This window comes from Stenotrophomonas maltophilia group sp. Smal13 (assembly GCF_030236855.1).
GTDB classification, from domain to species: Bacteria; Pseudomonadota; Gammaproteobacteria; order Xanthomonadales; family Xanthomonadaceae; genus Stenotrophomonas; species Stenotrophomonas maltophilia_A.
Genome location: NZ_JASJSQ010000036.1, coordinates 1 through 19,981, shown reverse-complemented (window position 1 = coordinate 19,981; position 19,981 = coordinate 1). Strand labels below are relative to the sequence as shown.

The 19,981-nt window shown below is 66.3% G+C and carries 25 protein-coding genes; 15 read left to right on the top strand and 10 right to left on the bottom strand.

The genetic code is table 11. From position 1 onward, the window contains the following. Nucleotides 1-5 precede the first annotated feature (5 nt). The 3 genes from QRO95_RS13420 to QRO95_RS13410 form a co-directional block, all read right to left on the bottom strand. Entirely contained in the window at nucleotides 6-884 is an 879-nt protein-coding gene (locus QRO95_RS13420; RefSeq protein WP_201118302.1) for a LysR family transcriptional regulator, read from the bottom strand. Between the two features lie 38 nt (nucleotides 885-922). Further along, nucleotides 923-1,804 (bottom strand): SDR family NAD(P)-dependent oxidoreductase, encoded by an 882-nt coding sequence (locus QRO95_RS13415; RefSeq protein ID WP_285302778.1) that lies wholly within the window; start codon nucleotides 1,802-1,804, stop codon nucleotides 923-925. Between the two features lie 158 nt (nucleotides 1,805-1,962). After that, a complete protein-coding gene (locus QRO95_RS13410) occupies nucleotides 1,963-2,826 on the bottom strand; it encodes a DMT family transporter (RefSeq protein WP_049463495.1) in 864 nt (287 codons plus the stop codon). Between the two features lie 133 nt (nucleotides 2,827-2,959). Here QRO95_RS13410 and QRO95_RS13405 point away from each other — a divergent pair, with 133 nt between their 5' ends. Beyond that, nucleotides 2,960-4,339, top strand: a complete 1,380-nt coding sequence (locus QRO95_RS13405) for a PLP-dependent aminotransferase family protein (RefSeq protein WP_285302777.1) — start codon at nucleotides 2,960-2,962, stop codon at nucleotides 4,337-4,339. Here QRO95_RS13405 and QRO95_RS13400 read toward each other — a convergent pair. Continuing rightward, nucleotides 4,278-5,237 carry a LysR substrate-binding domain-containing protein gene (locus tag QRO95_RS13400; RefSeq protein WP_285302776.1) on the bottom strand — a complete coding sequence of 320 codons (960 nt, stop codon included), beginning with the start codon at nucleotides 5,235-5,237 and terminating at the stop codon, nucleotides 4,278-4,280. The two genes, QRO95_RS13405 and QRO95_RS13400, sit on opposite strands and share 62 nt — an antisense overlap. A gap of 100 nt (nucleotides 5,238-5,337) precedes the next feature. Between QRO95_RS13400 and QRO95_RS13395 the strand changes: the two genes are divergently transcribed. Together QRO95_RS13395 and QRO95_RS13390 are read left to right on the top strand one after the other, a co-directional pair. Next, entirely contained in the window at nucleotides 5,338-6,036 is a 699-nt protein-coding gene (locus QRO95_RS13395) for a glutathione S-transferase family protein (protein ID WP_285302775.1), read from the top strand. 87 nt (nucleotides 6,037-6,123) lie between these two features. Further along, nucleotides 6,124-6,798: a class I SAM-dependent methyltransferase gene (locus tag QRO95_RS13390; protein ID WP_107431417.1), complete on the top strand. Its 675-nt coding sequence runs from the start codon at nucleotides 6,124-6,126 to the stop codon at nucleotides 6,796-6,798. Nucleotides 6,799-6,801: 3 nt separating this feature from the next. Here QRO95_RS13390 and smqnr read toward each other — a convergent pair whose 3' ends face one another. Next, nucleotides 6,802-7,449 carry a SmQnr family pentapeptide repeat protein gene (gene smqnr / locus QRO95_RS13385; protein ID WP_032127748.1) on the bottom strand — a complete coding sequence of 216 codons (648 nt, stop codon included), beginning with the start codon at nucleotides 7,447-7,449 and terminating at the stop codon, nucleotides 6,802-6,804. 159 nt (nucleotides 7,450-7,608) lie between these two features. Here smqnr and QRO95_RS13380 point away from each other — a divergent pair, with 159 nt between their 5' ends. Together QRO95_RS13380 and QRO95_RS13375 are read left to right on the top strand one after the other, a co-directional pair. Then, entirely contained in the window at nucleotides 7,609-8,385 is a 777-nt protein-coding gene (locus tag QRO95_RS13380; protein ID WP_100437429.1) for a DeoR/GlpR family DNA-binding transcription regulator, read from the top strand. Nucleotides 8,386-8,396: 11 nt separating this feature from the next. Further along, nucleotides 8,397-9,530 (top strand): MFS transporter, encoded by a 1,134-nt coding sequence (locus QRO95_RS13375; RefSeq protein ID WP_285302774.1) that lies wholly within the window; start codon nucleotides 8,397-8,399, stop codon nucleotides 9,528-9,530. 9 nt (nucleotides 9,531-9,539) lie between these two features. Here the strand turns inward: QRO95_RS13375 and QRO95_RS13370 are convergent, their stop codons facing one another. The 4 genes from QRO95_RS13370 to QRO95_RS13355 all read right to left on the bottom strand — a co-directional run bounded on the left by QRO95_RS13370 (nucleotide 9,540) and on the right by QRO95_RS13355 (nucleotide 14,318). After that, complete coding sequence (locus tag QRO95_RS13370; protein WP_285302773.1) at nucleotides 9,540-11,045, bottom strand: PepSY domain-containing protein; 1,506 nt, start codon at nucleotides 11,043-11,045, stop codon at nucleotides 9,540-9,542. An 11-nt stretch (nucleotides 11,046-11,056) separates the two neighbouring features. Then, nucleotides 11,057-13,195 carry a TonB-dependent siderophore receptor gene (locus tag QRO95_RS13365; RefSeq protein ID WP_285302772.1) on the bottom strand — a complete coding sequence of 713 codons (2,139 nt, stop codon included), beginning with the start codon at nucleotides 13,193-13,195 and terminating at the stop codon, nucleotides 11,057-11,059. A gap of 130 nt (nucleotides 13,196-13,325) precedes the next feature. Continuing rightward, on the bottom strand, nucleotides 13,326-13,721 hold the full coding sequence (locus QRO95_RS13360) for a DUF2946 family protein (RefSeq protein WP_285302787.1): 396 nt from the start codon (nucleotides 13,719-13,721) through the stop codon (nucleotides 13,326-13,328). 216 nt (nucleotides 13,722-13,937) lie between these two features. Further along, the gene (locus QRO95_RS13355) at nucleotides 13,938-14,318 is read right to left on the bottom strand and encodes a tautomerase family protein (RefSeq protein WP_253143544.1); all 381 of its coding nucleotides are present in this window, start codon (nucleotides 14,316-14,318) and stop codon (nucleotides 13,938-13,940) included. 288 nt (nucleotides 14,319-14,606) lie between these two features. On the opposite strand from QRO95_RS13355, the gene QRO95_RS13350 reads away from it, so the two are divergent. Together QRO95_RS13350 and QRO95_RS13345 are read left to right on the top strand one after the other, a co-directional pair. Continuing rightward, on the top strand, nucleotides 14,607-15,170 hold the full coding sequence (locus tag QRO95_RS13350; RefSeq protein WP_049463479.1) for a hypothetical protein: 564 nt from the start codon (nucleotides 14,607-14,609) through the stop codon (nucleotides 15,168-15,170). 251 nt (nucleotides 15,171-15,421) lie between these two features. Next, nucleotides 15,422-16,606 carry an integrase family protein gene (locus QRO95_RS13345; protein WP_285302771.1) on the top strand — a complete coding sequence of 395 codons (1,185 nt, stop codon included), beginning with the start codon at nucleotides 15,422-15,424 and terminating at the stop codon, nucleotides 16,604-16,606. A 1-nt stretch (nucleotide 16,607) separates the two neighbouring features. Here the strand turns inward: QRO95_RS13345 and QRO95_RS13340 are convergent, their stop codons facing one another. Continuing rightward, the gene (locus tag QRO95_RS13340) at nucleotides 16,608-17,024 is read right to left on the bottom strand and encodes an Arc family DNA-binding protein (protein WP_285302770.1); all 417 of its coding nucleotides are present in this window, start codon (nucleotides 17,022-17,024) and stop codon (nucleotides 16,608-16,610) included. 108 nt (nucleotides 17,025-17,132) lie between these two features. Between QRO95_RS13340 and QRO95_RS13335 the strand changes: the two genes are divergently transcribed. The 8 genes from QRO95_RS13335 to QRO95_RS13300 all read left to right on the top strand — a co-directional run bounded on the left by QRO95_RS13335 (nucleotide 17,133) and on the right by QRO95_RS13300 (nucleotide 19,713). Continuing rightward, a complete protein-coding gene (locus tag QRO95_RS13335; RefSeq protein WP_285302769.1) occupies nucleotides 17,133-17,357 on the top strand; it encodes a helix-turn-helix domain-containing protein in 225 nt (74 codons plus the stop codon). Between the two features lie 100 nt (nucleotides 17,358-17,457). Further along, a complete protein-coding gene (locus tag QRO95_RS13330) occupies nucleotides 17,458-17,790 on the top strand; it encodes a hypothetical protein (RefSeq protein WP_285302768.1) in 333 nt (110 codons plus the stop codon). After that, entirely contained in the window at nucleotides 17,787-17,987 is a 201-nt protein-coding gene (locus QRO95_RS13325) for a hypothetical protein (RefSeq protein ID WP_285302767.1), read from the top strand. The genes QRO95_RS13330 and QRO95_RS13325 overlap by 4 nt, the downstream gene beginning before the upstream one ends. Before the next feature lie 154 nt (nucleotides 17,988-18,141). Further along, a complete protein-coding gene (locus QRO95_RS13320; protein ID WP_285302766.1) occupies nucleotides 18,142-18,324 on the top strand; it encodes a hypothetical protein in 183 nt (60 codons plus the stop codon). Continuing rightward, on the top strand, nucleotides 18,321-18,578 hold the full coding sequence (locus QRO95_RS13315; RefSeq protein ID WP_285302765.1) for a hypothetical protein: 258 nt from the start codon (nucleotides 18,321-18,323) through the stop codon (nucleotides 18,576-18,578). The genes QRO95_RS13320 and QRO95_RS13315 overlap by 4 nt, the downstream gene beginning before the upstream one ends. A gap of 1 nt (nucleotide 18,579) precedes the next feature. After that, nucleotides 18,580-18,816 (top strand): hypothetical protein, encoded by a 237-nt coding sequence (locus QRO95_RS13310; RefSeq protein WP_285302764.1) that lies wholly within the window; start codon nucleotides 18,580-18,582, stop codon nucleotides 18,814-18,816. Further along, on the top strand, nucleotides 18,809-19,315 hold the full coding sequence (locus QRO95_RS13305; RefSeq protein WP_285302763.1) for a hypothetical protein: 507 nt from the start codon (nucleotides 18,809-18,811) through the stop codon (nucleotides 19,313-19,315). Before QRO95_RS13310 ends, QRO95_RS13305 begins: the two co-directional genes overlap by 8 nt. A gap of 59 nt (nucleotides 19,316-19,374) precedes the next feature. Continuing rightward, entirely contained in the window at nucleotides 19,375-19,713 is a 339-nt protein-coding gene (locus tag QRO95_RS13300; protein WP_285302762.1) for a hypothetical protein, read from the top strand. Nucleotides 19,714-19,981 lie beyond the last annotated feature (268 nt).

The following is a 19,981-nucleotide window of genomic DNA, read 5'->3' as shown; positions in this document are numbered from 1 at the left end:
CAGAATCAGTTGGTGCCCGCCGTCTGCAGGAAATTGCGCAGCACCGGCGATGGCTGTTCCGGCCGCTTGCAGAACGGCAGGTCGAAACGCGCTGCTTCGTCCTCCAGCACGCGATAGACGATCTCCTGCGAACGGAAGCTGGCCATGCTGGCCGGAACGATCGCCACGCCCGCCTCCACCGCCACCAGCGACAGCACCGCGTGCATGCCCTGCGCTTCCTGCACCACGCGCGGGGTGAAGCCCGCAGCGGTACACAGGCCCAGCACCTGCGCGTGGAAGCCGATGCCCTCGGCTGCAGGCCATGAAACGAACGGTTCTTCAGCCAGCATCGCCACACTGACCTCCGGCGCGTCGGCCAGCGCATGAGCGCGCGGCAGCGCAATCGCCAGGCGGTCATGGTCGAAGTCGTGCAGTACCAGCTCGGCGGCGGGAATCGGTGGAATCAACACGCCAACGTCGATGCGCTGCTCACGCAGCCACAACTGCTGCTGGCGCGACGTGGCTTCCTGCAGGTGCAACTGCACCTGCGGGTACTGCTGGCGGAAGCGGCGGATCAAACCTGGCAGGCGGCCATACAGCGCACTGCCGACATAGCCTACACGCAGGCTGCCGGACTGCCCCGCTGCAGCTTCGCGCGTGCGCTGCAACCCCTGCTCGGCCTGCTGCAGCGTTGCCCGCGCCTCCACCAGCAAGGTCTGCCCGGCCACGGTCAGGCCCAGCGTGCGGTTGCCGCGCACGATCAGTTCACTTCCGAGCTCGTCTTCCAGCCGTCGTATCGCCGCGGTCAGCGGCGGCTGCGACATGTGCAGGCGGGCGGCGGCGCGGTGGAAATGCAGTTCTTCGGCCACGGCCACATACTGGCGAAGCAGGCGCAGGTCGATCATCTCGAAGCAGGCAGTGGGAACCCGCCTAGGGTACGCCCTCAGCCGCGCACGTCGACGCTGGCGCGAGCGATGGCCGGCCACTGCAGCGCCACCGACTCGATGCTGTCGGCACTGACCGCGCGCAGATCCCTTGGGTACGCCACATGCTCGGCCTCCTGCAGGCGCAGTGCGTGGAACTGGCCATTGCTTGCGCGCAGCACCCAGCCGCCGTCCTGGCAGCGCGTGGATGCCAGATAGGCCACACCTTGCGCAACAGCTTCCGGATGCAGCTCATCGGGCTCACCCTCGATGCCCCACATGCGCGTCTTTGCCACCGGCGAAACCCCATTGACCACGATGCCATGCTCGGCACCTTCCAGTGCCAGCACATTGACCAGACCGAGCGCGGCCAGTTTGGCCATCGCGTACGCAGACAGCCCGCGCTGTGCGTACTGCGGATACAGCGCGCGATCGGACGTGGTGATGACGATGCGCCCACCGCCCGCCGCGCGCATTGCCGGCCACGCCGCCTGCGCCAGCCACAACGGCGTCTTCGCGGCCAGGCACAGCATCTGCTCCAGCGCTTCGTCCTCGATCGCTTCCAGCGTCTGGTACTCGACCCAGCCGGCGTTGTGGATCAGGAAATCGATGCGGCCGTGCTGCTGCAGCAGATCCTGCACCAGCCCGTGGCAGCCCGTGCGATGGTCGATGGGATCACTGACGGCCTGCACCGATAGCCCCCGCGCCTGCAACGCTTCGGCACTGTGCTGGATGCGAAGCGGATCGGTACCACGGCCATCGGTGCCGGCACCGACGTCATGCATCACCACATGCGCGCCACGCTCGGCCAGCAGGCGGCTGTAGGCCAGGCCCAGTCCACCGGCGGCGCCGGTCACCAGACCCACCTGGCCTTCGAAGGAAATACGCGAGATCGGCTTCATGCGCCCAGCTTCAACCAAGCACGCAGGCCGCAGCCAATACTGTTCACCGCCCTCCACGATACGCGCACGCTATCGTCGGAAAGGGGACGGAGGGGATTAAGTCGTTTCAGGCACAGTAGGGCCGATTACGACTTAATCCCCTCCGTCCCCTTTTTCGCTCAGCGGCTGAAGCGGCGGGCGCCTGCCACGCAGATCACCGCGACCACGGTCACCAGCACCATGCTGAGGCTGACCGATTCGTGCAGCAGCAGCGCGGCCAGGGCCAGGCCAAAGAACGGTTGCAGCAGCTGCAGTTGGCCGACGGCCGCAATGCCGCCCTGGGCCAGCCCGCGGTACCAGAACAGGAAGCCAATCAGCATGCTGAACACCGCCACGTAGCCCAGTGCCCACCACGCCGAAGCACCGACTGCGGTGAACGAGGCCGGGCGCATCAGCACTGTCAGCGGCAGCATCACCGGCAACGCCAGCAGCAGCGCCCAGCTGATCACCTGCCAGCCACCCAGATGGCGGGCGAGCCGACCGCCTTCGGCATAGCCGAGCCCACACACCACGATCGCCGCCAGCATCAGCAGGTCAGCCTGCAGCGAGGCCTCGATGCCGTTGCGCACCGCATAGCCGACCACGCAGGCACTGCCCAGCAGCGAGAACAACCAGAATGCCGGGCGCGGTCGATCGCCGCCGCGCAGCACGCCGAACACCGCAGTGCTCAGTGGCAGCAGGCCGAGGAACACGATGGTGTGTGCCGATGACGCATGCCGCAGCGCGAGCGCGGTCAACAGCGGAAAGCCGACCACCACCCCCAGACTGACCACCACCAGGCCTGGCAGGTCATTGCGCCGCGGCCACGGCTGGCGCAGCAGAAGGAGCAGGCCAAGGCCGAGCACGGCGGCAATGGTCGCGCGTGCAGCAGTGACGAATCCGGCGTCCAGCTGCAGTACCGCCAAGCGGGTGGCCGGCAGGGAGCCCGCGAAGATCACTACACCGATGAAGCCATTGATCCAACCACTCGCCGACCGTTCCACGCCTGTACTCCTGAAGATGCCGGACGATGCCCGGCTGGACCTGTATGGAAGCATCCAGCGCGGAACGACCCCAGCTACAATCCAGTACAGTCGCAAGTAACTGTACTGCCCACACTTCCACTACGGTTCCGCCATGCCACGTTCGCTCACCCGCATTGAATCGGTCATCCAGACCGTCCGCGCCCGCATCGGTGCGCGGGTGGATGGCCCCGGCTCGCGCCTGCCTTCGGTACGTGCGCAGGCGGCGGCGATGGGGGTGTCGGTCTCGACCGTGGTCGAGGCCTACGAGCGCCTGGCCGCCGAAGGCCTGATCAGTGCGCGCGCAGGATCCGGCTTCTACGTCAGTGGGCCGGCCGCACCGCTGGCGCTGGCTGAAATGGAGCCGCGGCTGGACCGCGCGGTGGATCCACTGTGGGTGTCGCGGCAATCGCTGGAAACGCCGGCGGGCCACCTCAAGCCTGGCTGCGGCTGGATGCCCAGTGATTGGCTATATCACGATGGCGTGCGCCGCGGCCTGCGTCGGCTCGCACGTGCCGATGCCCTACAGCTGGTCGACTACGCCGGCCCGCTCGGGCTGCCCGCATTGCGCCAGCTGCTGCAACGACGCAGCGCGGCGCTGGGCATCGATGCGCCGATGGAGCAGATCCTGCTGACCGAATCCGGTACGCACGCGGTCGATCTGCTCTGCCGTTTCCTGCTCAAGCCCGGCGACTGCGTGCTGGTGGATGACCCCAGTTACTTCAACTACCACGCGTTGCTGAAGGCGCACCAGGTGCAGGCCATCGGCGTGCCGTACACGCACAGCGGCCCGGACCTGGAGGCGTTCGCGCAGGCAGTTCAGGCGCATACGCCGCGGCTGTACATCACCAACTCAGGCCTGCACAACCCGACCGGCGCGGTGCTTTCCGCCAGCACCGCGCACCGCCTGCTGGGCCTGGCCGAACGCAATGAACTGATCATCGTCGAGGACGACATCTTCGCCGACTTCGAACTGCAGCCTGCGCCGCGGCTGGCCGCGCTCGATGGACTGTCGCGGGTGATCCACGTCGGCAGCTTCTCCAAGACGCTGTCGGCGGCTTCGCGCTGTGGCTACATCGCTGCGCGCCATGACTGGATCGAGGCGCTGACCGACCTGAAGCTGGCCACCAGCTTCGGCGGCGGTCACCTGGCGATGCAGTTGATGCACATCGCGCTGACCGACAGCGGCTACCGCCGCCACATGCAGTCGGTACGTTCGCGCCTGGCCGATGCGCGCCGGCACACGCTGCGGAAGCTGCAGGCGCTGGGCATCACGCCGTGGCTGCAGCCGGAAGCCGGGCTGTTCCTGTGGTGCCAGCTGCCCGATGGCCGCGATGCCGCCGCACTGGCCCGGCAATGCCTGCGCGAGGGCATCGTGCTGGCACCGGGCAACGCGTTCAGCCAGTCGCAGCGCGCGGCTGACTATGTACGTTTCAACGTTTCGCAGTGCCAGGACCCGAGGATCTGGCAGGTACTGGCGCGCGCGCTGCGTTGAGCTGGTAATGCGCGGCCAGCGCATCCACCACCACACGCACGCCCGGCAACTGGCCGCGACGATGCGGCAGCAGCACGCTGGTGGTCACTTCGCCGGCATGCCACGCCGGCAGCACCTGCTGCAGGCGGCCAGCGGCAAGGGCCTCGGTACACAGGCTGTGTGGCAACACGGTAATACCAAGACCGGCTTCGGCCGCCGCGATCAGCAGCTGCGATTCATTGCCGACCAGCGCCACCTGCGGCTCCACCTGCATGGTGCGGGCGTCGGGGCCGTGCAGCGTCCAGCGCGTTGCATGACGCGCGGTCAGCAGGGCGGCATGCGCACGTAGCTGCTCGGGCGTATCCACTGCCGGCGCGGCTGCCAGATAGCCAGGGGACGCCACCAGCACGATGCGCTCGCTGCCGAGCATTCGCTGCACCAACCCGGAATCCGGCAGCGGACCGAAGTGACTGCGCAGAGCGATGTCGATGCCCTCCTGAGCCAGATCGATGAAACGATCACTCACTTCAACTTCGATGCGCAGCCGTGGATAGCGGCGGGCCAGTGCAGGCAGGCACGCGGCGAGCTCGCCCTGCACCACCGGAATCGAAGCGCTGATGCGTACGGTGCCGCTGGGTTCGGCCTGGCGGTCGCGGACGATGGCCTCGGCGGCCTCGACCTCAGACAACGCTGCGCGTGCGCGCTCGAAGAACTCCTGGCCGACCTCGGTCAATGCGAAGCGGCGCGAACTGCGTTGCAGCAGCCGCACCTGGAGCTGTTCTTCCAGCAGCGCCACGCGCTTGCTCAGGGTCGAGCGCGGCAGGCCCAGATGGCGCCCGCCTGCGGCGAAACCGCCCTGCTCCACCGCAGTCACGAACAGAGCCAGATCGTTGAGGTTGAGCATGCGCAACGTCCACATGTGTGGACTTCAGGATGCCATTCGGACGGCTTCCTGGGCAATGTCCACGCCGGCACGCTTTCCTCACCCGCCGCATCGCGGCTCGAACCGGAAACCTACCATGACCCCGATCCTCTTCTACGGCGTGCCCTCGGGCTGCTCGTTCGGCTCCATCATCGCGCTGGAGTGGCTGAGCCAGCCGTATCACCTGTGCCGCATCGAGATGCCCGGCCAGGTGCAGGGCGAAGACTACCGCCGCCTCAATCCACTGGGCGAAACCCCGACCCTGCGAACCACACAGGGCGAGCTGCTCAGCGAGAGCCTGGCCATCCTCAACCACCTGGCCACGAAGGGCATCGCACAGGGCCTGGGCTTCGCACAGGGCACCTCCGGCTTCGATCGCCTCAACCATCGGCTGGCCTATCTCAACACCAGTTTCTTCGGTGCCTACGCGCCGCTCTGGCACGCACTGGAGCATGCGGAAGGCGATGAAGGCGAGGCGCTGCGTGCCTATGGCACGACCAAGGTGCGCCACGCCCACCAGGCGCTGGAGCAGATGATCGGCACGGGCCCGTGGCTGCTGGGCGAACAGCGCAGCTTTGCCGACGCCTACTTCGCAGGCATCGCGCGCTGGAACGACTATCACCAGGTGGTCGATCGACGCGAGTTCCCAAGGGTGCAGCAGCTGTTCGAGCGCCTGCAGGACGACGCCGGCGTGCAGTTCGCCCACGCCATCGAAGCGCAGCAGCCGGCAACCAGCGGCGGTGGATTCCTCGGCGAGGTGCGGCTGGAAGACGTGCTTGAGGCCGCAGCGGCCTGAGCCCTGTCCTGCCCGTGCGGCAGCGGCGCGCAATGCCTCTTGCGCGCCGCGCTACAGTGGTATGTCCCCCGCTGCAGGAATCCGCGCATGTCCACGTTCTCCGATCCGCAGGCGGTGGCCCGCTATGCCGAAGCGCCGCTGCGCCAAGTGCCCGGCTTCCTCGCCCTGCAGCAGATGAGCCGGCTGCTGCTGGCCGAACGTGTCCCTGCGCAGGGCCGCGTGCTGGTGCTGGGTGCCGGTGGCGGGTTGGAACTGAAGGCCTTCGCCGAGGCGCAGCCGGGCTGGCAGCTGCTGGGGGTCGACCCGGCCGCGCCGATGCTGGCCCTGGCCGAGCAGACACTGGGTCCGCTGATGTCGCGCGTGCAGCTGCTGGAAGGCTATATCGACGATGCACCCGATGCGCGCTTCGACGGTGCCAGCTGCCTGCTGACCCTGCACTTCCTCGATGCCGGGCAGCGCCTGCACACGCTGCGCGAACTGCACCGGCGCCTGCAACCCGGCGCGCCGCTGGTGGTGGCGCACCACAGCGTGCCACAGGACCCGGCCGGCAAGCTGCGCTGGTTGCAGCGCTACGCGGCGTTCGCCGAAGCCTCGGGGGTTGCCCACGCCGATGCGCAGCGCGCGATCGACGCCATTGCCGAACGGTTGCCGTTGCTGTCGCCGGAGCAGGAGGTTGTGCTACTGCAGGAGGCCGGCTTCGACAACGTGGAGCTGTTCTACGCCGGCTTCAGCTTCAAGGGCTGGGTGGCGTACGCCGGATGATGCCTACGGCACCACGGTAATGCCGATGCGCTGCATCAACAGCGCCACCTGCTGCACATCCAGTGTGGCGCCGCGCAGATTGGTGCTGCGCAGGTCCAGCTCGCCCAGCTCCGAGTTGGTCAGGTTGCAGTCGGTGAAGTTGGCACTGTTCCAGTCGATCCCCTCGAACTGGCCACCGGACAGATCCGAACCGGCGAAACTGGCACCGCTCACGTTCGCGCCGTCCCAGCGGTTCTCCCACAGTTCGCACTTTTCCAATGTCACCCGCGAGAAATTGGCGTAGCGCAGATTCGACTTCTTGATGAAGGCACTGCAGAACCAGCTGCGCGTGGTGATCTGGTTCATGAAGCTGGCGTTGCTGAAGTCCGCGCCCTGCGCACGGCACTCACTGATCTCCAGGCCCAGCGCCTTGATGAAACTGAAGTGGCACATGCTGATGTCGCAACTACGGAAGCTGGCTTCCTTCAATGTGGCGCCATTGAAGCGGCAACCGGCGCGGTTTTCAGCGTCGTAGAAGCTGCAGTTGATGAACTCGGTGGCGGTGAGGTCAGCGCCGGAGAAATCGCATTCGTAGAACTGCTGGTCGACCACTTTCTGGCCGGTGTACTGGTCCGCGCCGATGCGCAGCTTGCGGTGAACGGTGGGGGACATCGTGGATTCCATGCCAGGTGCCCCGCCATGATGCCGGGCCGCGAGGGCGATCCATAGACGCTGGCGCGGTCGGGTTCACCGACAGTCCAGCCGATCTGTGGCCACGCCTGCCCAATGCACGTTTTTGCACGTTAATGCACGAACGTGCAGACTTGCGTCATGAGCTCCGATCCCAGCCCCCTCCCCGCCCAGCGCACCCTGCAGATCCTCGAGGAACTGCGCCAGCAGGGCCGCGTGGTCGCCGCCGAACTGGCGCGCCGCTATGCGGTCTCCGAAGATTCGATCCGCCGTGATCTGCGCGAGCTGGCCGCCCAAGGCCTGTGCCAGCGTGTCTACGGCGGCGCCGTGCTGCCGCCCCCCAAGGAACGCCCGCTACGCGAGCGACTGACCCGCGACCGCGGCGACAAGGCCGAGCTGGCCGCCCGCGTCTGCGCGCTGCTGCAGCCCGGCCAGGTCGTACTGCTCGACGCCGGGTCGACCAACCTGGCGATCGCCCAGCAGCTGCCGACCGCTCTCGGCCTGACGGTGATCACCAATGCTCCGCAGATCGCCACCGCCGCCAGCATGCTCGAAGGCACTTCGGTGCAGCTGATCGGCGGCCGCCTGGCCAGCGGTGGCGGCGCGGTCGGCGCTGAAGCGTTGGCGCAGGTGCAGCGCCTGCGCGCCGACGTATACCTGCCCGGCCCCTGCGCGGTGGACGGCGACACCGGCGTGTGGGCAATGGATTCGGAAGAAGCCACGCTGAAACGCGCGATGGTGGCCTGCAGCAGCCGCGTCATCGTCGCCGCCACCACTGAAAAGCTCGGTGCCCGCGGTAACTGGCAGATCGCCAGCCTCGACGAGATCGACGACCTGGTGCTGACCACCACCGCGCCCCCCGCATTGGCGGCGCGCTTCCGCGCCGCAGGCATCGCGGTACACCCCACTCCGCCCTGACCGTACCGCTCATGTCCCTTGCCAACCGCGCGCGTGCCGAACAGCACGCGACCCGCGCTGCGTTCTTCATTCCCGGCTTCGCCACTGCGCTGTGGGCCACCCTGGTGCCATTCGCCAAAGCGCGCACCGACATCAACGACGCTACGCTGGGCCTGGTGCTGCTCTGCCTCGGTGCCGGTTCGCTGCTGGCCATGCCGCTGTCCGGTGTACTGGCCGCACGCCTGGGCTGCCGGCGGGTGATGGTGGCCAGCAGCCTGCTGATCTGCCTGACCGTGCCCGGCCTGGCGCTGGCCGGTTCGGCCTGGTCACTGGGGCTGGTGCTGTTCGTGTTCGGCGCCGCCGTGGGCGCGATGGACTGCACGATGAACGTGCAGGCCGTCATCGTCGAGCGCGAAGCGCGGCGGGTGATGATGTCCGGCTTCCATGCCTTCTTCAGCATCGGCGGCTTCCTTGGCGCGGCCACTATGACCGTGCTGTTGTCCGCACAGCTGCCGCCACTGGCATCGGTGCTGATCGGCGTTGGCGCCATGCTGCTGGTGATGCTGCTGTCGGCGGCGTACTGGCACAGCGAACGCATGCCGCACGACACACCGATGTTGGCCCTGCCGCACGGCATCGTGCTGTTCATCGGCGTGCTGGCGTTCGTCGCCTTCCTCGGTGAAGGCGCGATGCTGGACTGGAGCGCGGTCTTCCTCAGCGATGTGCGTCGCGTCGATGCCAGCCTCGCCGGTATCGGCTATGTAACCTTCACCCTGACCATGACCGTGGCGCGCCTGTTCGGCGACGCACTGGTGGCACGCGTAGGCCGTGAGCGCGCGATCGTGTTCGGTGCGCTGCTCGCCGCCGCGGGAGTGCTGGTGCTGACCCTGGTCACCCCGTGGCAGGCGTCGCTGGTGGGCTATGTGCTGGTCGGCCTCGGTTGCGCCAACATCGCACCGGCACTGTTCTCGCTGGCCGGCCACCAGACCCGCATGCCCGGCGCACTGGCAATCACCGCCGTTTCCACGCTGGGCTTTGCCGGCATCCTTGCTGGCCCAGCACTGATCGGTTTTGCTGCCAACCACTTCGGCCTGATCGCTGCGTTCATCGGCGTGGCCACGGCCTTGTTGCTGGTGGCCGTGTCCACACGTTGGCTGCGGATGTAGCCCAGGGCCTCAGCGCCGCCTGTGCCGCAGCTTCATCCGCAATCGCCGATAGCCGATCACCGTCGCCGTGGCACACAGCGCGGTGCCAGCAGCGCTCAGCAGCAGCAACACCGCCAGCCGGGCACCTTCCTGGCGCAGCATCGCCGGTAGGTCCCAGCTGTGCAGGAAGTAGAACAACCAGCGCCCCACGCGCTCGCGATGCCCCATCGTCAGCAACGGATCGCCCGTGGCCAGATCGAGATAGACGCGCGTCGCCTCGGCATCGCCGAAGTCCACCACTGCCACCGGGAAGCGGCGTACCGCTGCACCATTCATGGCTTCCGGTGCACGCGGATAGAAGTAGGCGTCCGCTGCACGCTGCACCACGAAGCCCTGCATCGGCGCAGCGGACAGCGCACGCACCTTCTGCTGCAGCCACGCTGCCGGCAGCAACCGCGCAACCTGCAAGTGCCCATTGCCGCTGGACACGATGCGGGTCTCGCCCCGCCCGTCCAGCAGCACTGCGAACAGCTCGCCTCCGATGCGGCGCCACTGGATCTCGACTGGTTGGAAGCGCTCAGCATCGGCCACCGCCAGAAGCTTCGCCGGCTCACCCAACGCGCCATCCACCGTTACCGCGCTGCCACGATAGCGTTCAACATCGATCGCCTCGCGCGTGCTGCTGAAGACCCCCAATGGATTCATCGACATCAGCCCGCTGAAGATCCAGGTGAACACGAAGGCCGCAGCCATCAGTCCGATCAGATGGTGCCAGCGCATCCACGGTTCGACGTACGGCGTCTTCGCACCGGAGCGGTAGCGCCCGCGGAAACGCCAGCGCCACACACCCACCACGATGCCGCTGACCGCCGCCACCGTGCACAGCGCGGACAGCACGATCACCACCCACGTCCAGACCGGATCCACCGACTGCATGCGCAGGAAATACAGCCAGTGCAGCCAGGCCCCCACATAGTTCCAGCGCTGCTGCACATGCGGTGCGTCCAGCACCACTTCACCGGTGCGCGAGGACACATACAGGTCACCGGGCTGTGCGCCCCCCACCTCCACCCGGTACAGCGGCCGGTGCGCGTCCAGCGCGCGCGAATGCGTCCAACGGTCCTCTTCCACGCGCATTGCACCGACAAAGGCCGGGCCGCCAGCAAACTGTGCCGCTGACGCTTCGGCGCGCTGTGCCGACACTGGCAGCAGGGCCTGGCCGGTGACGGCTGACCACGCCCCCACGTTGCTTCCCGTGCGCACCACATACGCAGGCTCGCCACGCAGCGTGGTCAGCGCCACGGCCTCCGGCTCGGCCTGCACGGCTGCAGGCAGCACCGACAGCCCGCGCAGATCGCGGGCCTCCAGCAGCACCGGCAATGCCGCCAGACGTTCACCGGGCGTCAGCTTCGGGTAGCCAATGAACAACATCACCATGCCGCTGACGAACCACAACAGCATCAGCAGGCATCCGCCGATGCCGAGCCAACGGTGCACCAGGTAGGTCCAGCGCTTGGCAGTGGATCGCAGCGACATGGTGCGCGTCCTCAGAAGCGATGGTCGACGGTGAACTCGACGCGGCGATCCGCGCCCAGCAGCCACTGCGTGCTGGTGTAGTACGCGGTGGCGTAGTACGCCTTGTCGAATACGTTGAACAGGCGCGCTGACAATCGCGTGCGCGGTGCTGCCTGCCAGGTCAGCGCCAGATCAGTGGTGCTGTAGCTGGGCAACTCCAGCGTGTTGGCATTGTCTGCGTAGCGCTTGCCGACATAGCGAACGCCACCCGCCGCGCTCCAGTCCGGTGCGAACTGCCAGCTCAACCACACATTGGCCAGGCGTTCGGCCACGTTCGGCGGCACGTTGCCATCGCGCGAGACCAGCATCGGCGGCGAACCTGTGGTCTCCAGGAAGTCCTCGAACTCGGCCTTCAGCACCGTGGCGTTGGCATCCAACGTCCAGTGCGGCGCGACGTTCCAGTTCAACGACGCCTCGATACCACGCGAGGTCTGCGCGCCCACCTGCACGCGGCGGTCCGGCACCAGCGGATCGCGGCTGAGCAGCCCGGTCTTGCGGATGCGATACGCCGCCAGCGTCCACTCGCCGCCATCGAAGGCCTGCTTCAGGCCCACCTCGATCTGCCGCCCCTTGGCCAGGTCGAAGGCACCGTTGGCCGGGCTGATCATCAGCAGGCCACTGACCGGGTCCGCCGCCTGCGAGTACTGCGCATACAGGCTCAGCGTCGGCTGCAGCGCGAATACCGTGCCTGCACGCCAGCCGGTGCTGCTGTAGGTCTTCGAGAACGCATTCTGGCCGCTGATCAGATCGGTGCGATCAATGCGCGCGCGGTCGTGGCGCAGGCCACCCAGCACCGACCAGCGCTCGCTCAGCGCCAGCCGGTCCTCCACGAACAGCGCGTACTGCTCGGCACGGTTGCGGTAGCGCGGCAGGTTCGGCGCGTCGCTGGCGAACTGGCCCGGCACCGAATCGAACGGATCGACCGGGCCCGAGCTGCCGGCATAGGTGTTGTTGGTGTGCTTGAAGTGCGCGCGGTTGGCGTCCAGGCCCACCGCGAAGTTGTTCTGCAGGCCCCCCGCCGTTCCCTGCACGCGCAGCGTCGAGGTCAGTCCGGTCTGGTCCTGGTTGTGGGTGATCTCGGTATTGCCAGATCGATCGATCAAGCCGGTAGCGCGGTTGTAGACATAGGCCTCGGCATTGCGCCAATCGCGCTGGCTGTCGATCTGGTAGAGGCGCGTGCGCCATTCCACGTTCGCGTTCGGTGTCCACAGCGCATCAAGCTGGGTCCAGCGGTCGCGATAGCGGATCTGGCTGTCGTCCACGTTGTAGTTGCGGTGGCGCAACGCCTCCAGCTGGCGGCCCTCGACCAGCGGCGTGCCGAAGTAACGCATCGGTTGCTGGTAGCCCTGCGCATGTGTGAGCGTCAGCTGCAGATCCGCACGCGGTTGCCACAGCAATGCACCGGAGAACGTCGCGTCACTGCTGCGCCCACGATCAACCCAGCCACCGCTGTAGTTGCCACTCACGTCCAGCCGGTAGGCCAGCTCGGGCGTCAGCGCGCCACCGCTGCCGAAGCTCAGCCGCGCGGTGTCCTCGCTGCCCACAGTCACGCTGATCTCGTTCTCGATCGCACCGCGCGAGGGCTTCTTCGGCACGATGTTGATCACGCCGCCGATCGCACCGTCGCCATGGATGACCGACGCCGGCCCGCGCAGCACTTCGATGCGCTCGATCGACCAGGTATCGAACGGGAAGGTGATGCCCACGCCGCCGTACTGACGCAGCCCGTCGTACAGCCGCATCACCGAGGCACCGTCGGTGAAGCCGCGGCTGGACAGCGCGCTCAGGCCATTGCCCGGGTGCGGCATGGCACTGATCGCACCTGCCCGGCTGATCGCATCGTTGAGGTTGCTGTCGCCGCGCTGCTCCAGCTGCTCGCGCGAAATCACCGTCAGGCTGGCCGGTGTCTGCAGCACGCTCAGGCCCAACGCAGAGCCTGCGCTGGCGGTGGAAGACAGCTCGCCGCTGCGGGTATCGACCACCCGCACGGTATCCAGCGTGGTCGGTGGTGCCGCATCGGCGGCAAGTACGGGGGCGGTGTGCAGGAGCAACGCGCACAGGACAGGCAGCGTCGCCCGGCGCAGGTGCGCGGAGTTGGGGTTCGTTTTCATTTTTTTCACGGCATGCAAGGCCACCCCGCAATGGCAGGGCAGCAATCAGAAAGGGGCAAACACGCGCGTGCGGGCACCGGCCGTGGCCGGCAACCTCATGGAAATATGTTCAATGCAACGCGCGTGCGGCTCAGGCGGCCATCATGGCTGGCGGCCCACGCGCTCCCAATGTGCCGCTGATCCGTTGCGGCAACGCCCGCACCGCACCGCGCAGCGCGCGGCACACCGGTGCCATCGGCGCCAACAGCAGCACTGCCGCCACCAGCAGCGTGATCAGCCGTGCAGCGATCAGGCAGTAGTCGCAGTCCACGCCCATTTCATGATCGGCATGTGGGTCGGCGGGCGGCTTCTTTGCGGCGTCGCCATGCGGCATCGCCATCGCGTGATGGTCGTGGTGCCCTTCCATCGCGTGCTGCGCATGCTCTGCGTGCATCGCGTGGTCCATCGCCGCCACGGGCACTGCAGCAGCCACGTGACCGTGCGCCAGCCAGCGGCTCACCAGCGGGGCGAGCAGCACCAGCAGCATGGCAAGCCATGCCAGGGCCTGGAACCGGCGGTGGAGGACAGAACGACGCACGCCGCCATTCTACGGGGCCCTGACCAACCTTGGACCCGGTTCAGGGTTTGCCCCCTGCGACACGGTGACGCAGGGCTGTGCTGCCGGCCACAGCGATGGGCACGCCCTCCCTGCGCACGCCCACCACGCTGTGGAACCACGCCATGCGTGGATGCGCTTCGCGCATCAACTCACGTACTGCGCCTGCCCGTTCCCGAACGACCAGTTTTCCCGCTTCACTTCCACCAGGTTGATGAACACATCCTCGCGGCGGATACCCACCGCCGCGTGCAGGCCCTCGGCGATGCCGGCGTACAGCGCCTTCTTCTGCTCCAGCGTGCGCCCTTCGTTCCAGGTGATCTGGATGCAGATGAAATCGTCGGTGCGGTCCACGCCCAGGTAGCCGGGGTCATAGATCAACGTGCCCGGCTCATGTTGCTGGAAGATCTGGAAGCGATCGTTCTCCGGCACGCCCACCGAGCGCATGGCCTGGTAGATGGTTTCGCCGACGCGTTGCAGGTAGTCGGCGGATTTACCTTTGCGAAGATCAATGCGGGCGAGCGGCATGGTGGCACTCCAGAGTGGATGGGCACGGCGACGGGCTGAGACTACGCCTGCCCGGGGCGGCGGGACAGCGCAGGGATGGAACCCTCTGCTTCCATTCGTGGCACGGGCCCGCCCACGTGCGTAACGAAGGCGACCCGGACGAACAGTTGGGCGCCTTCCACACCGACGGGCTGATCGTGGCCGCGCGACAGCTGGTACGCGAGGCACATCATTGCCTCTCCGGCGACGACGCCTGACCGGCCCGGATATGCGCCCGCTACAATCGAGCAGGGAGCGCAGGAGACCGCAATGGACGCCGAACACCTGGAGTACTTCAAGGCCGCACTGGAAGGCCGCGCAAGCGTGGGCTGGAACGTCTGGTTCACCGCCAACCAGCAGGCGCTGGCACAACACCTGAGCCGTCCTGCACTGCTGCGCTTGAAGTTCAGCAAACTGGATGAAGCCGAACGCCTGCTGGCCGAGGCCGGCATCGTGCCCTGCAGCACAGCGGGCAAGCGCTACGAAATGTACTGCGCGCAGTTCTCGGCGGACGTGGTGGACGCGAACGGTCGCCCGCTACCGGCCATCTGGCGCGCGGCGCACGGCGGTGCCATCGGCCTGCTTGCCGATGGTGAGCAGGAGGCCGGCCAGGCGAAGCTGCTCGCGGAGTTCCGCCGCGTCCGCAAGCGCGGACTGCAGCAGGCCCATGAATGGTTGGCCGATCTGTGCTTTGAAGGCGAGATGGAACTGAGCGGCGGCAATGCCGATGTGGGCCGTAGCCTGCTGGCGGTGGTGGTGCGGGCCGGCAGCGGTCACGACCTGCTGGATGCAACCGCGATGATCGCGCGCGAGCTGCTGGAGGACCTCGGCTGAAACGGTGATCGCTTCGGCGGGTACTACGGAATCACAGGCAACAAAAAAGCCCCCATTGCTGGAGGCTTCTTTCGTTCTGCAACATGGTGGGCGGTACAGGGATCGAACCTGTGACCCTTGCCGTGTGAAGGATGGCATGCACCCTTGCAGCACGGTCAATCCACCGTGAAGCCCTGAATCTATAGGGTCGTTGCGTATCGTTCGGTTTGGCTACACACTGCTTTTTGCAGGAGATATGCAGGAGCAAGGTGATGCCGAAGGTGACGAGAGAGGCACTGACACGGAAAACCGTAGACGCAGCGAAGGCCACAGGCAGGGCCTATCGTCTGCGCGATGCGACAGTTCCAGGCTTGGTGCTGCGCGTGTCCGCCGCTGGTGCCAAGTCGTGGGCGATGGTGTGGGGCCGCGGCCAGGAGAAGGCCTTCGCCAACTACCCGGCTACGACGCTGGAGGGGGCCCGCGAGGCTGCCCGCCGCCTCTCCGCCGAGATCGACAAGCACGGTGCCCCGCTGGCCGTGGTGACGCCCAAGAGCGAACTCACGGTGGCCGATGCCTGCCGCGACTACGTGACCGCCTTGGAGAAGGACGGCCGCAAGACCGCATCGGACGACGCCAAGCGCCGGTTTGAGCGCTGCCTCTATGGCGACAAGCTGGGCAAGGTGCGCCTGAAGGATCTCCACCAAGATCACGTCGAGGCCTGGCGCGATCGCGTGGAGAAGGGCGACCTCCCACCGCTGCCAGTGAAGCGCGGCCGGCCGCCAGTGGCGAAGCCCTTGGCGCGCTCCAGCATCAACCGCATCCGCACAACGCTGGTGGCCGCACTGAACCACGCTGTCGCTCGCCGCAAGGTTTCGCCTGACCTCGCATTCGAATGGAACGCCGTGAAGCCGCTCAAGGACGCCGGGCAGCGCCGTGGCCTGTACCTGGAGAGGGAGCAGCGCCGCGCGCTACTGGAGGCCGCTGAGGGGCCGGTGCGCGACCTGATCGAGTGTGTGGCGCTGACCGGCTGCAGGCCGGGCGACCCGTCGCTATGTCTGCGCTCGGATTTCGACGGACGCACCGCGAGCGTGAGGTTCCGCAGCAAGGGCCACGACCGCAAGATCCCGCTCTCGCCTGCTGCCACTGCGCTGTTCGACCGCCTGGCCAAGGGGAAGCTGCCCAAGGCACACCTGTTCACCCAGGACGGGAAGAAGGCGTGGACGCCCACCGACTGGAGCGAGCTGGTTCGGGATGCCGCTGCGCGGGCCGGACTGCCGGCAGGCGTGACGCTCTACACGCTGCGCCACTGCTGGATCACCGACGCGATCGTGGCCGGCATGGACCTACTGACGGTGGCCAAGCTCGCCGGCACGTCCCTGGCGATGATCGAGAAGCACTACGGGCACCTGGTGCAAGGCGCTGCGCGGGACAAACTCGCGCAGGTGCAGTTCCTCTAGATCAAAGGTCCGGAATTCCGTCCGGAAATAGCCTGTCTGCAATGCTGTCATGCAACCTGCAGATGTCGAGGATCAAATCGGCCACGCGGCGCCCCTCGCGTGCCTCACGCGCAATCGCTTCATGCCAGGTCCGGCGTGCGTCGTCTGTCGCCTTGGCTTGGGCTGGCTGATCTTGAGCACCAGCAGAAGCTTGTGCGTACGCCCAGTACGCGCTCTGTGTCGTCGCTTCCGCTGCGGTAAGCGCTGCCATCCCGGCAATGAGCGCGGACAGATCCGGCCCTGCGTTCAACGACTGCTCCAACCGAGTCACGATCTCGGAATTCATCGACCGACCGCTCGTTTCCGTGGCGGCTACCAACTGAACCTGCAGGTCGGCAGGCATTCGAAGTTGCGTCTTGATGGGGGTTGATTTGCTCATGGCCGAAGTATGCCACTGAAACAGTGCCAAATCACTTGACACTGGAATAGGTGCAGTGCAATGTGCACCTACGGTAGTGGCATGTCGCCACTCGTAGGAGCAAAAACCATGAGCAGCCCCGTTCAGAAAAGCCAGATCGCGGAACGTCTTAGCTACAACGTCGAAGAGGCGCTGGCGGTCACCGGGCTCAACCGAAACGCCTTTTACCGCGCGATCGGCGCGGCGGAGATCAAGACCTTCAAGGTTGGTCGACGACGGATGGTCTCGGCCGCCGCACTGCGCGATTTCATCGCTGCGAAGGAACGTGAAGCCGCCAGCAACGCTGCGGCGTGAAGGGGGTTGCGTGTCTGCGCGTCCACAAAAGAAAACGGCCCACCCGGTAGCAGCCGGAGTGAGCCGTCGAAGCCAACGAACCCTTACCAGGAACGTGACCATGCGAAATACTCTACACCAATCCGTCGTCGGATCCATCGCGCACTCCCCTGACGCCCATCCAGACGACTTTGGCCCCGGCAAGTTCTGGGACGGGGAAGGCGACTACCTGATCGCCCCGACCACGACCTGCCGGGCTGCCCTTGGCGACCTGCGCTGGATCCTGGCCGGTACCGAGCAGGTTCTCCTGCTGATGCTGGAAGACGCCCGAGGCGGCGATATGCAGCTGTACCACCTGCTCCTGCAGCAGGTGCAGATGGGACGCAACCTGGTGCGTGAGGCCGAACGGCTGCAGGACTTGCAGGAATGCAGTCACCAGCAGGTGGCCGCATGAGCGCCGCCAACCAGTACCAGCGCCCCGCCGGCGCCACCACGGCAATCGAGTTCGCCTTCGTGTTCGTTCGCTGGGCACGCGATCGCCAGCGGCCGTTGCGCGCGCGCGATCTCGAAGACCGATTCGGCATGAGCAGGGCCACCGCGTGGCGCTACCTGCGTGCGTACCGCGATGCTCAGTTGGAGGGCCGCTCATGAACTGCATCGTGATCCCCTTCCCGGCCGCGCGCATCGTCCGGCTGCCGAGTGACCGAGGCGACCAGCAGCGACCGTCCACCGGTATGTCCGAGGAACGCCTACGAGCACTCGCTGCTCGCATGGTGGAGGCAATGCGAGTGCAGGAGAGCCGTGCATGAACGCCCTCCTGCGCGACGAGCTGGCCGACCTGCTGCGCGAGCATACCGAGCCCGACTCAACCCTCCGCGAAGCCGCCAGAGGCGCCCTGCGCGCCCTGGAGTGGGCCTGTGCCCTGCGGCCCGACTTCGCCCCCAACCGCGACGCCCTGCGCGCTGCACTGCATGAGGTGACCCCGTGAAGCGTTCCCCGAAGAAGAAGCTGTTCCGCTCACCGCCCGGCACGTCGCCGATCAAGACCATGCGCGACACGCTGGCGATGATCCAGGCCACCGACCTGACGCTGCTGGCCGCACACCCGGTAGGCAAAGCCAACCTGCAGCGGATCCACACGATGGCCGAGGCCAAGATTGCCGAGCTGCGCGAAATGTTGGGCGTGGCCGAGCAGATCGAACGCGCGTACGCGAAGGCGCTGGCCTCGAATCTGGAGGCCTGACGTGACCGACGATCTGTCCGACGTTCTGAAATACGCGGCAAGAAATCCGCGCGAGACGCACCTGTACCGCGACGCGATCACCCTATCCTCCCGCATCGTGAAGCGTTACGAAGAAGCTGTGAGCGTGGACGTGATCCATCGCTCACAGGTCGGAGCCTGTATCCCGTTCACTGCTCTCCCAAAGCACTACCAGGGAAAGAAGGTTCGGATTGTCATCGTAGATCCGGCCTATGAGTGAGAGGGAAGCCCGCAAGCAGGCCAAGAGGCGGATGCGTACCAGGGGGCGTAGCAGCACTGTCTACGTCCCCATCTCGCCACACGTCCGGCTCTATGCGTGGGAGCTGGATTGCCCTGCATATCGCACTCTGAGCCCTGAGGCGCGGGCGCTGCTGGTCGAGCTGCGGGCGCTCTACAAGCCCAGCAACGGGAAAGAGATCTTCCTCAGCGTGCGTGATGCGCGAAAACGCCTGGCCGGCATCGGACAGGCCAAGGTGCAGGCCGCCTTCGCAGCACTGATGGAACGAGGCTGGATCGAAGAGGCGAGCAGCGGGAGCTTCGACCAGAAGACTGGAACAGGCCGAGCGAGATCCTTCTTTCTGACCAACATCGGACCGGCTGGTGATGAGGTGGATGCCAAGAAGACCTACATGCAATGGAGACCACCAGTGGACCCATACGCCGGCGAATGCCAAAAAAACACGGTACTCAGGGCGAGTACGGTAGCGTACTCAGGGTGAGTACGGTCATGTTTGGTCGTAACGAGAACATAACGAAAGCGTACTCAAGGCGAGTACGGTTGAGCCTCATTTCGGGGCAAAACCGTACTCAAGGCGAGTACACAGATAACTACTACCAGGCGGTAGCCGGAAAGGCGCACGCCGCTGTTGCTTCGCCGCTGTTGCTTCACCGCTTTGAGGGCATCTGCACTGCGGGCGGTCCAATTCGTTCGATCGATGACCATTCGTCGAGCCCTCGTCGAGCGATCGTGCTGGTAGCAATGCTGCTAGCAGCGAAATCGATGCTGGTAGCAGAAGCCCCGTCGAAGCCCCTTCTGAAAGGCTTGCAGGAAGACTTTGCCAAAGCCTTTCGAACCGTTCCCCCAACCGTTACCCAAACCGTTTCGGTGACCCAATGACCAACAGATCCTTGCTCGTCGCGCTGACGAAGCGCGCGCTGGCCAAGCAGCTGATGCGTGCCGGCTCCCCGAAGAAGGAGGCTGAGGCTGCTGCCTCCCGCTTACCCCACCGCCTGCAATGGGCAAAGCTCCCACAGCATGTGCAATCCGAAATTGCCTGGAAGGCCGCCACCAGCAGGAAAACCCAAAGATGAGCAACATCAACGACCGAATCGATCGCGCGGCACGCGCATTCAATGCCGCAGCTTCCGAGCTTGCAGACGCTCTC

Bases quoted from the DNA above. Each gene is read 5' to 3' on its own strand.
- QRO95_RS13420 (WP_201118302.1), bottom strand. From the start codon at position 884: ATGATCGACCTGCGCCTGCTTCGCCAGTATGTGGCCGTGGCCGAAGAA.
- QRO95_RS13415 (WP_285302778.1), bottom strand. From the start codon at position 1,804: ATGAAGCCGATCTCGCGTATTTCCTTCGAAGGCCAGGTGGGTCTGGTG.
- QRO95_RS13405 (WP_285302777.1), top strand. From the start codon at position 2,960: ATGCCACGTTCGCTCACCCGCATTGAATCGGTCATCCAGACCGTCCGC.
- QRO95_RS13400 (WP_285302776.1), bottom strand. From the start codon at position 5,237: ATGTGGACGTTGCGCATGCTCAACCTCAACGATCTGGCTCTGTTCGTG.
- QRO95_RS13395 (WP_285302775.1), top strand. From the start codon at position 5,338: ATGACCCCGATCCTCTTCTACGGCGTGCCCTCGGGCTGCTCGTTCGGC.
- QRO95_RS13390 (WP_107431417.1), top strand. From the start codon at position 6,124: ATGTCCACGTTCTCCGATCCGCAGGCGGTGGCCCGCTATGCCGAAGCG.
- smqnr (WP_032127748.1), bottom strand. From the start codon at position 7,449: ATGTCCCCCACCGTTCACCGCAAGCTGCGCATCGGCGCGGACCAGTAC.
- QRO95_RS13380 (WP_100437429.1), top strand. From the start codon at position 7,609: ATGAGCTCCGATCCCAGCCCCCTCCCCGCCCAGCGCACCCTGCAGATC.
- QRO95_RS13375 (WP_285302774.1), top strand. From the start codon at position 8,397: ATGTCCCTTGCCAACCGCGCGCGTGCCGAACAGCACGCGACCCGCGCT.
- QRO95_RS13370 (WP_285302773.1), bottom strand. From the start codon at position 11,045: ATGTCGCTGCGATCCACTGCCAAGCGCTGGACCTACCTGGTGCACCGT.
- QRO95_RS13365 (WP_285302772.1), bottom strand. From the start codon at position 13,195: ATGAAAACGAACCCCAACTCCGCGCACCTGCGCCGGGCGACGCTGCCT.
- QRO95_RS13360 (WP_285302787.1), bottom strand. From the start codon at position 13,721: ATGCTGCTGGTGCTGCTCGCCCCGCTGGTGAGCCGCTGGCTGGCGCAC.
- QRO95_RS13355 (WP_253143544.1), bottom strand. From the start codon at position 14,318: ATGCCGCTCGCCCGCATTGATCTTCGCAAAGGTAAATCCGCCGACTAC.
- QRO95_RS13350 (WP_049463479.1), top strand. From the start codon at position 14,607: ATGGACGCCGAACACCTGGAGTACTTCAAGGCCGCACTGGAAGGCCGC.
- QRO95_RS13345 (WP_285302771.1), top strand. From the start codon at position 15,422: ATGCCGAAGGTGACGAGAGAGGCACTGACACGGAAAACCGTAGACGCA.
- QRO95_RS13340 (WP_285302770.1), bottom strand. From the start codon at position 17,024: ATGAGCAAATCAACCCCCATCAAGACGCAACTTCGAATGCCTGCCGAC.
- QRO95_RS13335 (WP_285302769.1), top strand. From the start codon at position 17,133: ATGAGCAGCCCCGTTCAGAAAAGCCAGATCGCGGAACGTCTTAGCTAC.
- QRO95_RS13330 (WP_285302768.1), top strand. From the start codon at position 17,458: ATGCGAAATACTCTACACCAATCCGTCGTCGGATCCATCGCGCACTCC.
- QRO95_RS13325 (WP_285302767.1), top strand. From the start codon at position 17,787: ATGAGCGCCGCCAACCAGTACCAGCGCCCCGCCGGCGCCACCACGGCA.
- QRO95_RS13320 (WP_285302766.1), top strand. From the start codon at position 18,142: ATGAACGCCCTCCTGCGCGACGAGCTGGCCGACCTGCTGCGCGAGCAT.
- QRO95_RS13305 (WP_285302763.1), top strand. From the start codon at position 18,809: ATGAGTGAGAGGGAAGCCCGCAAGCAGGCCAAGAGGCGGATGCGTACC.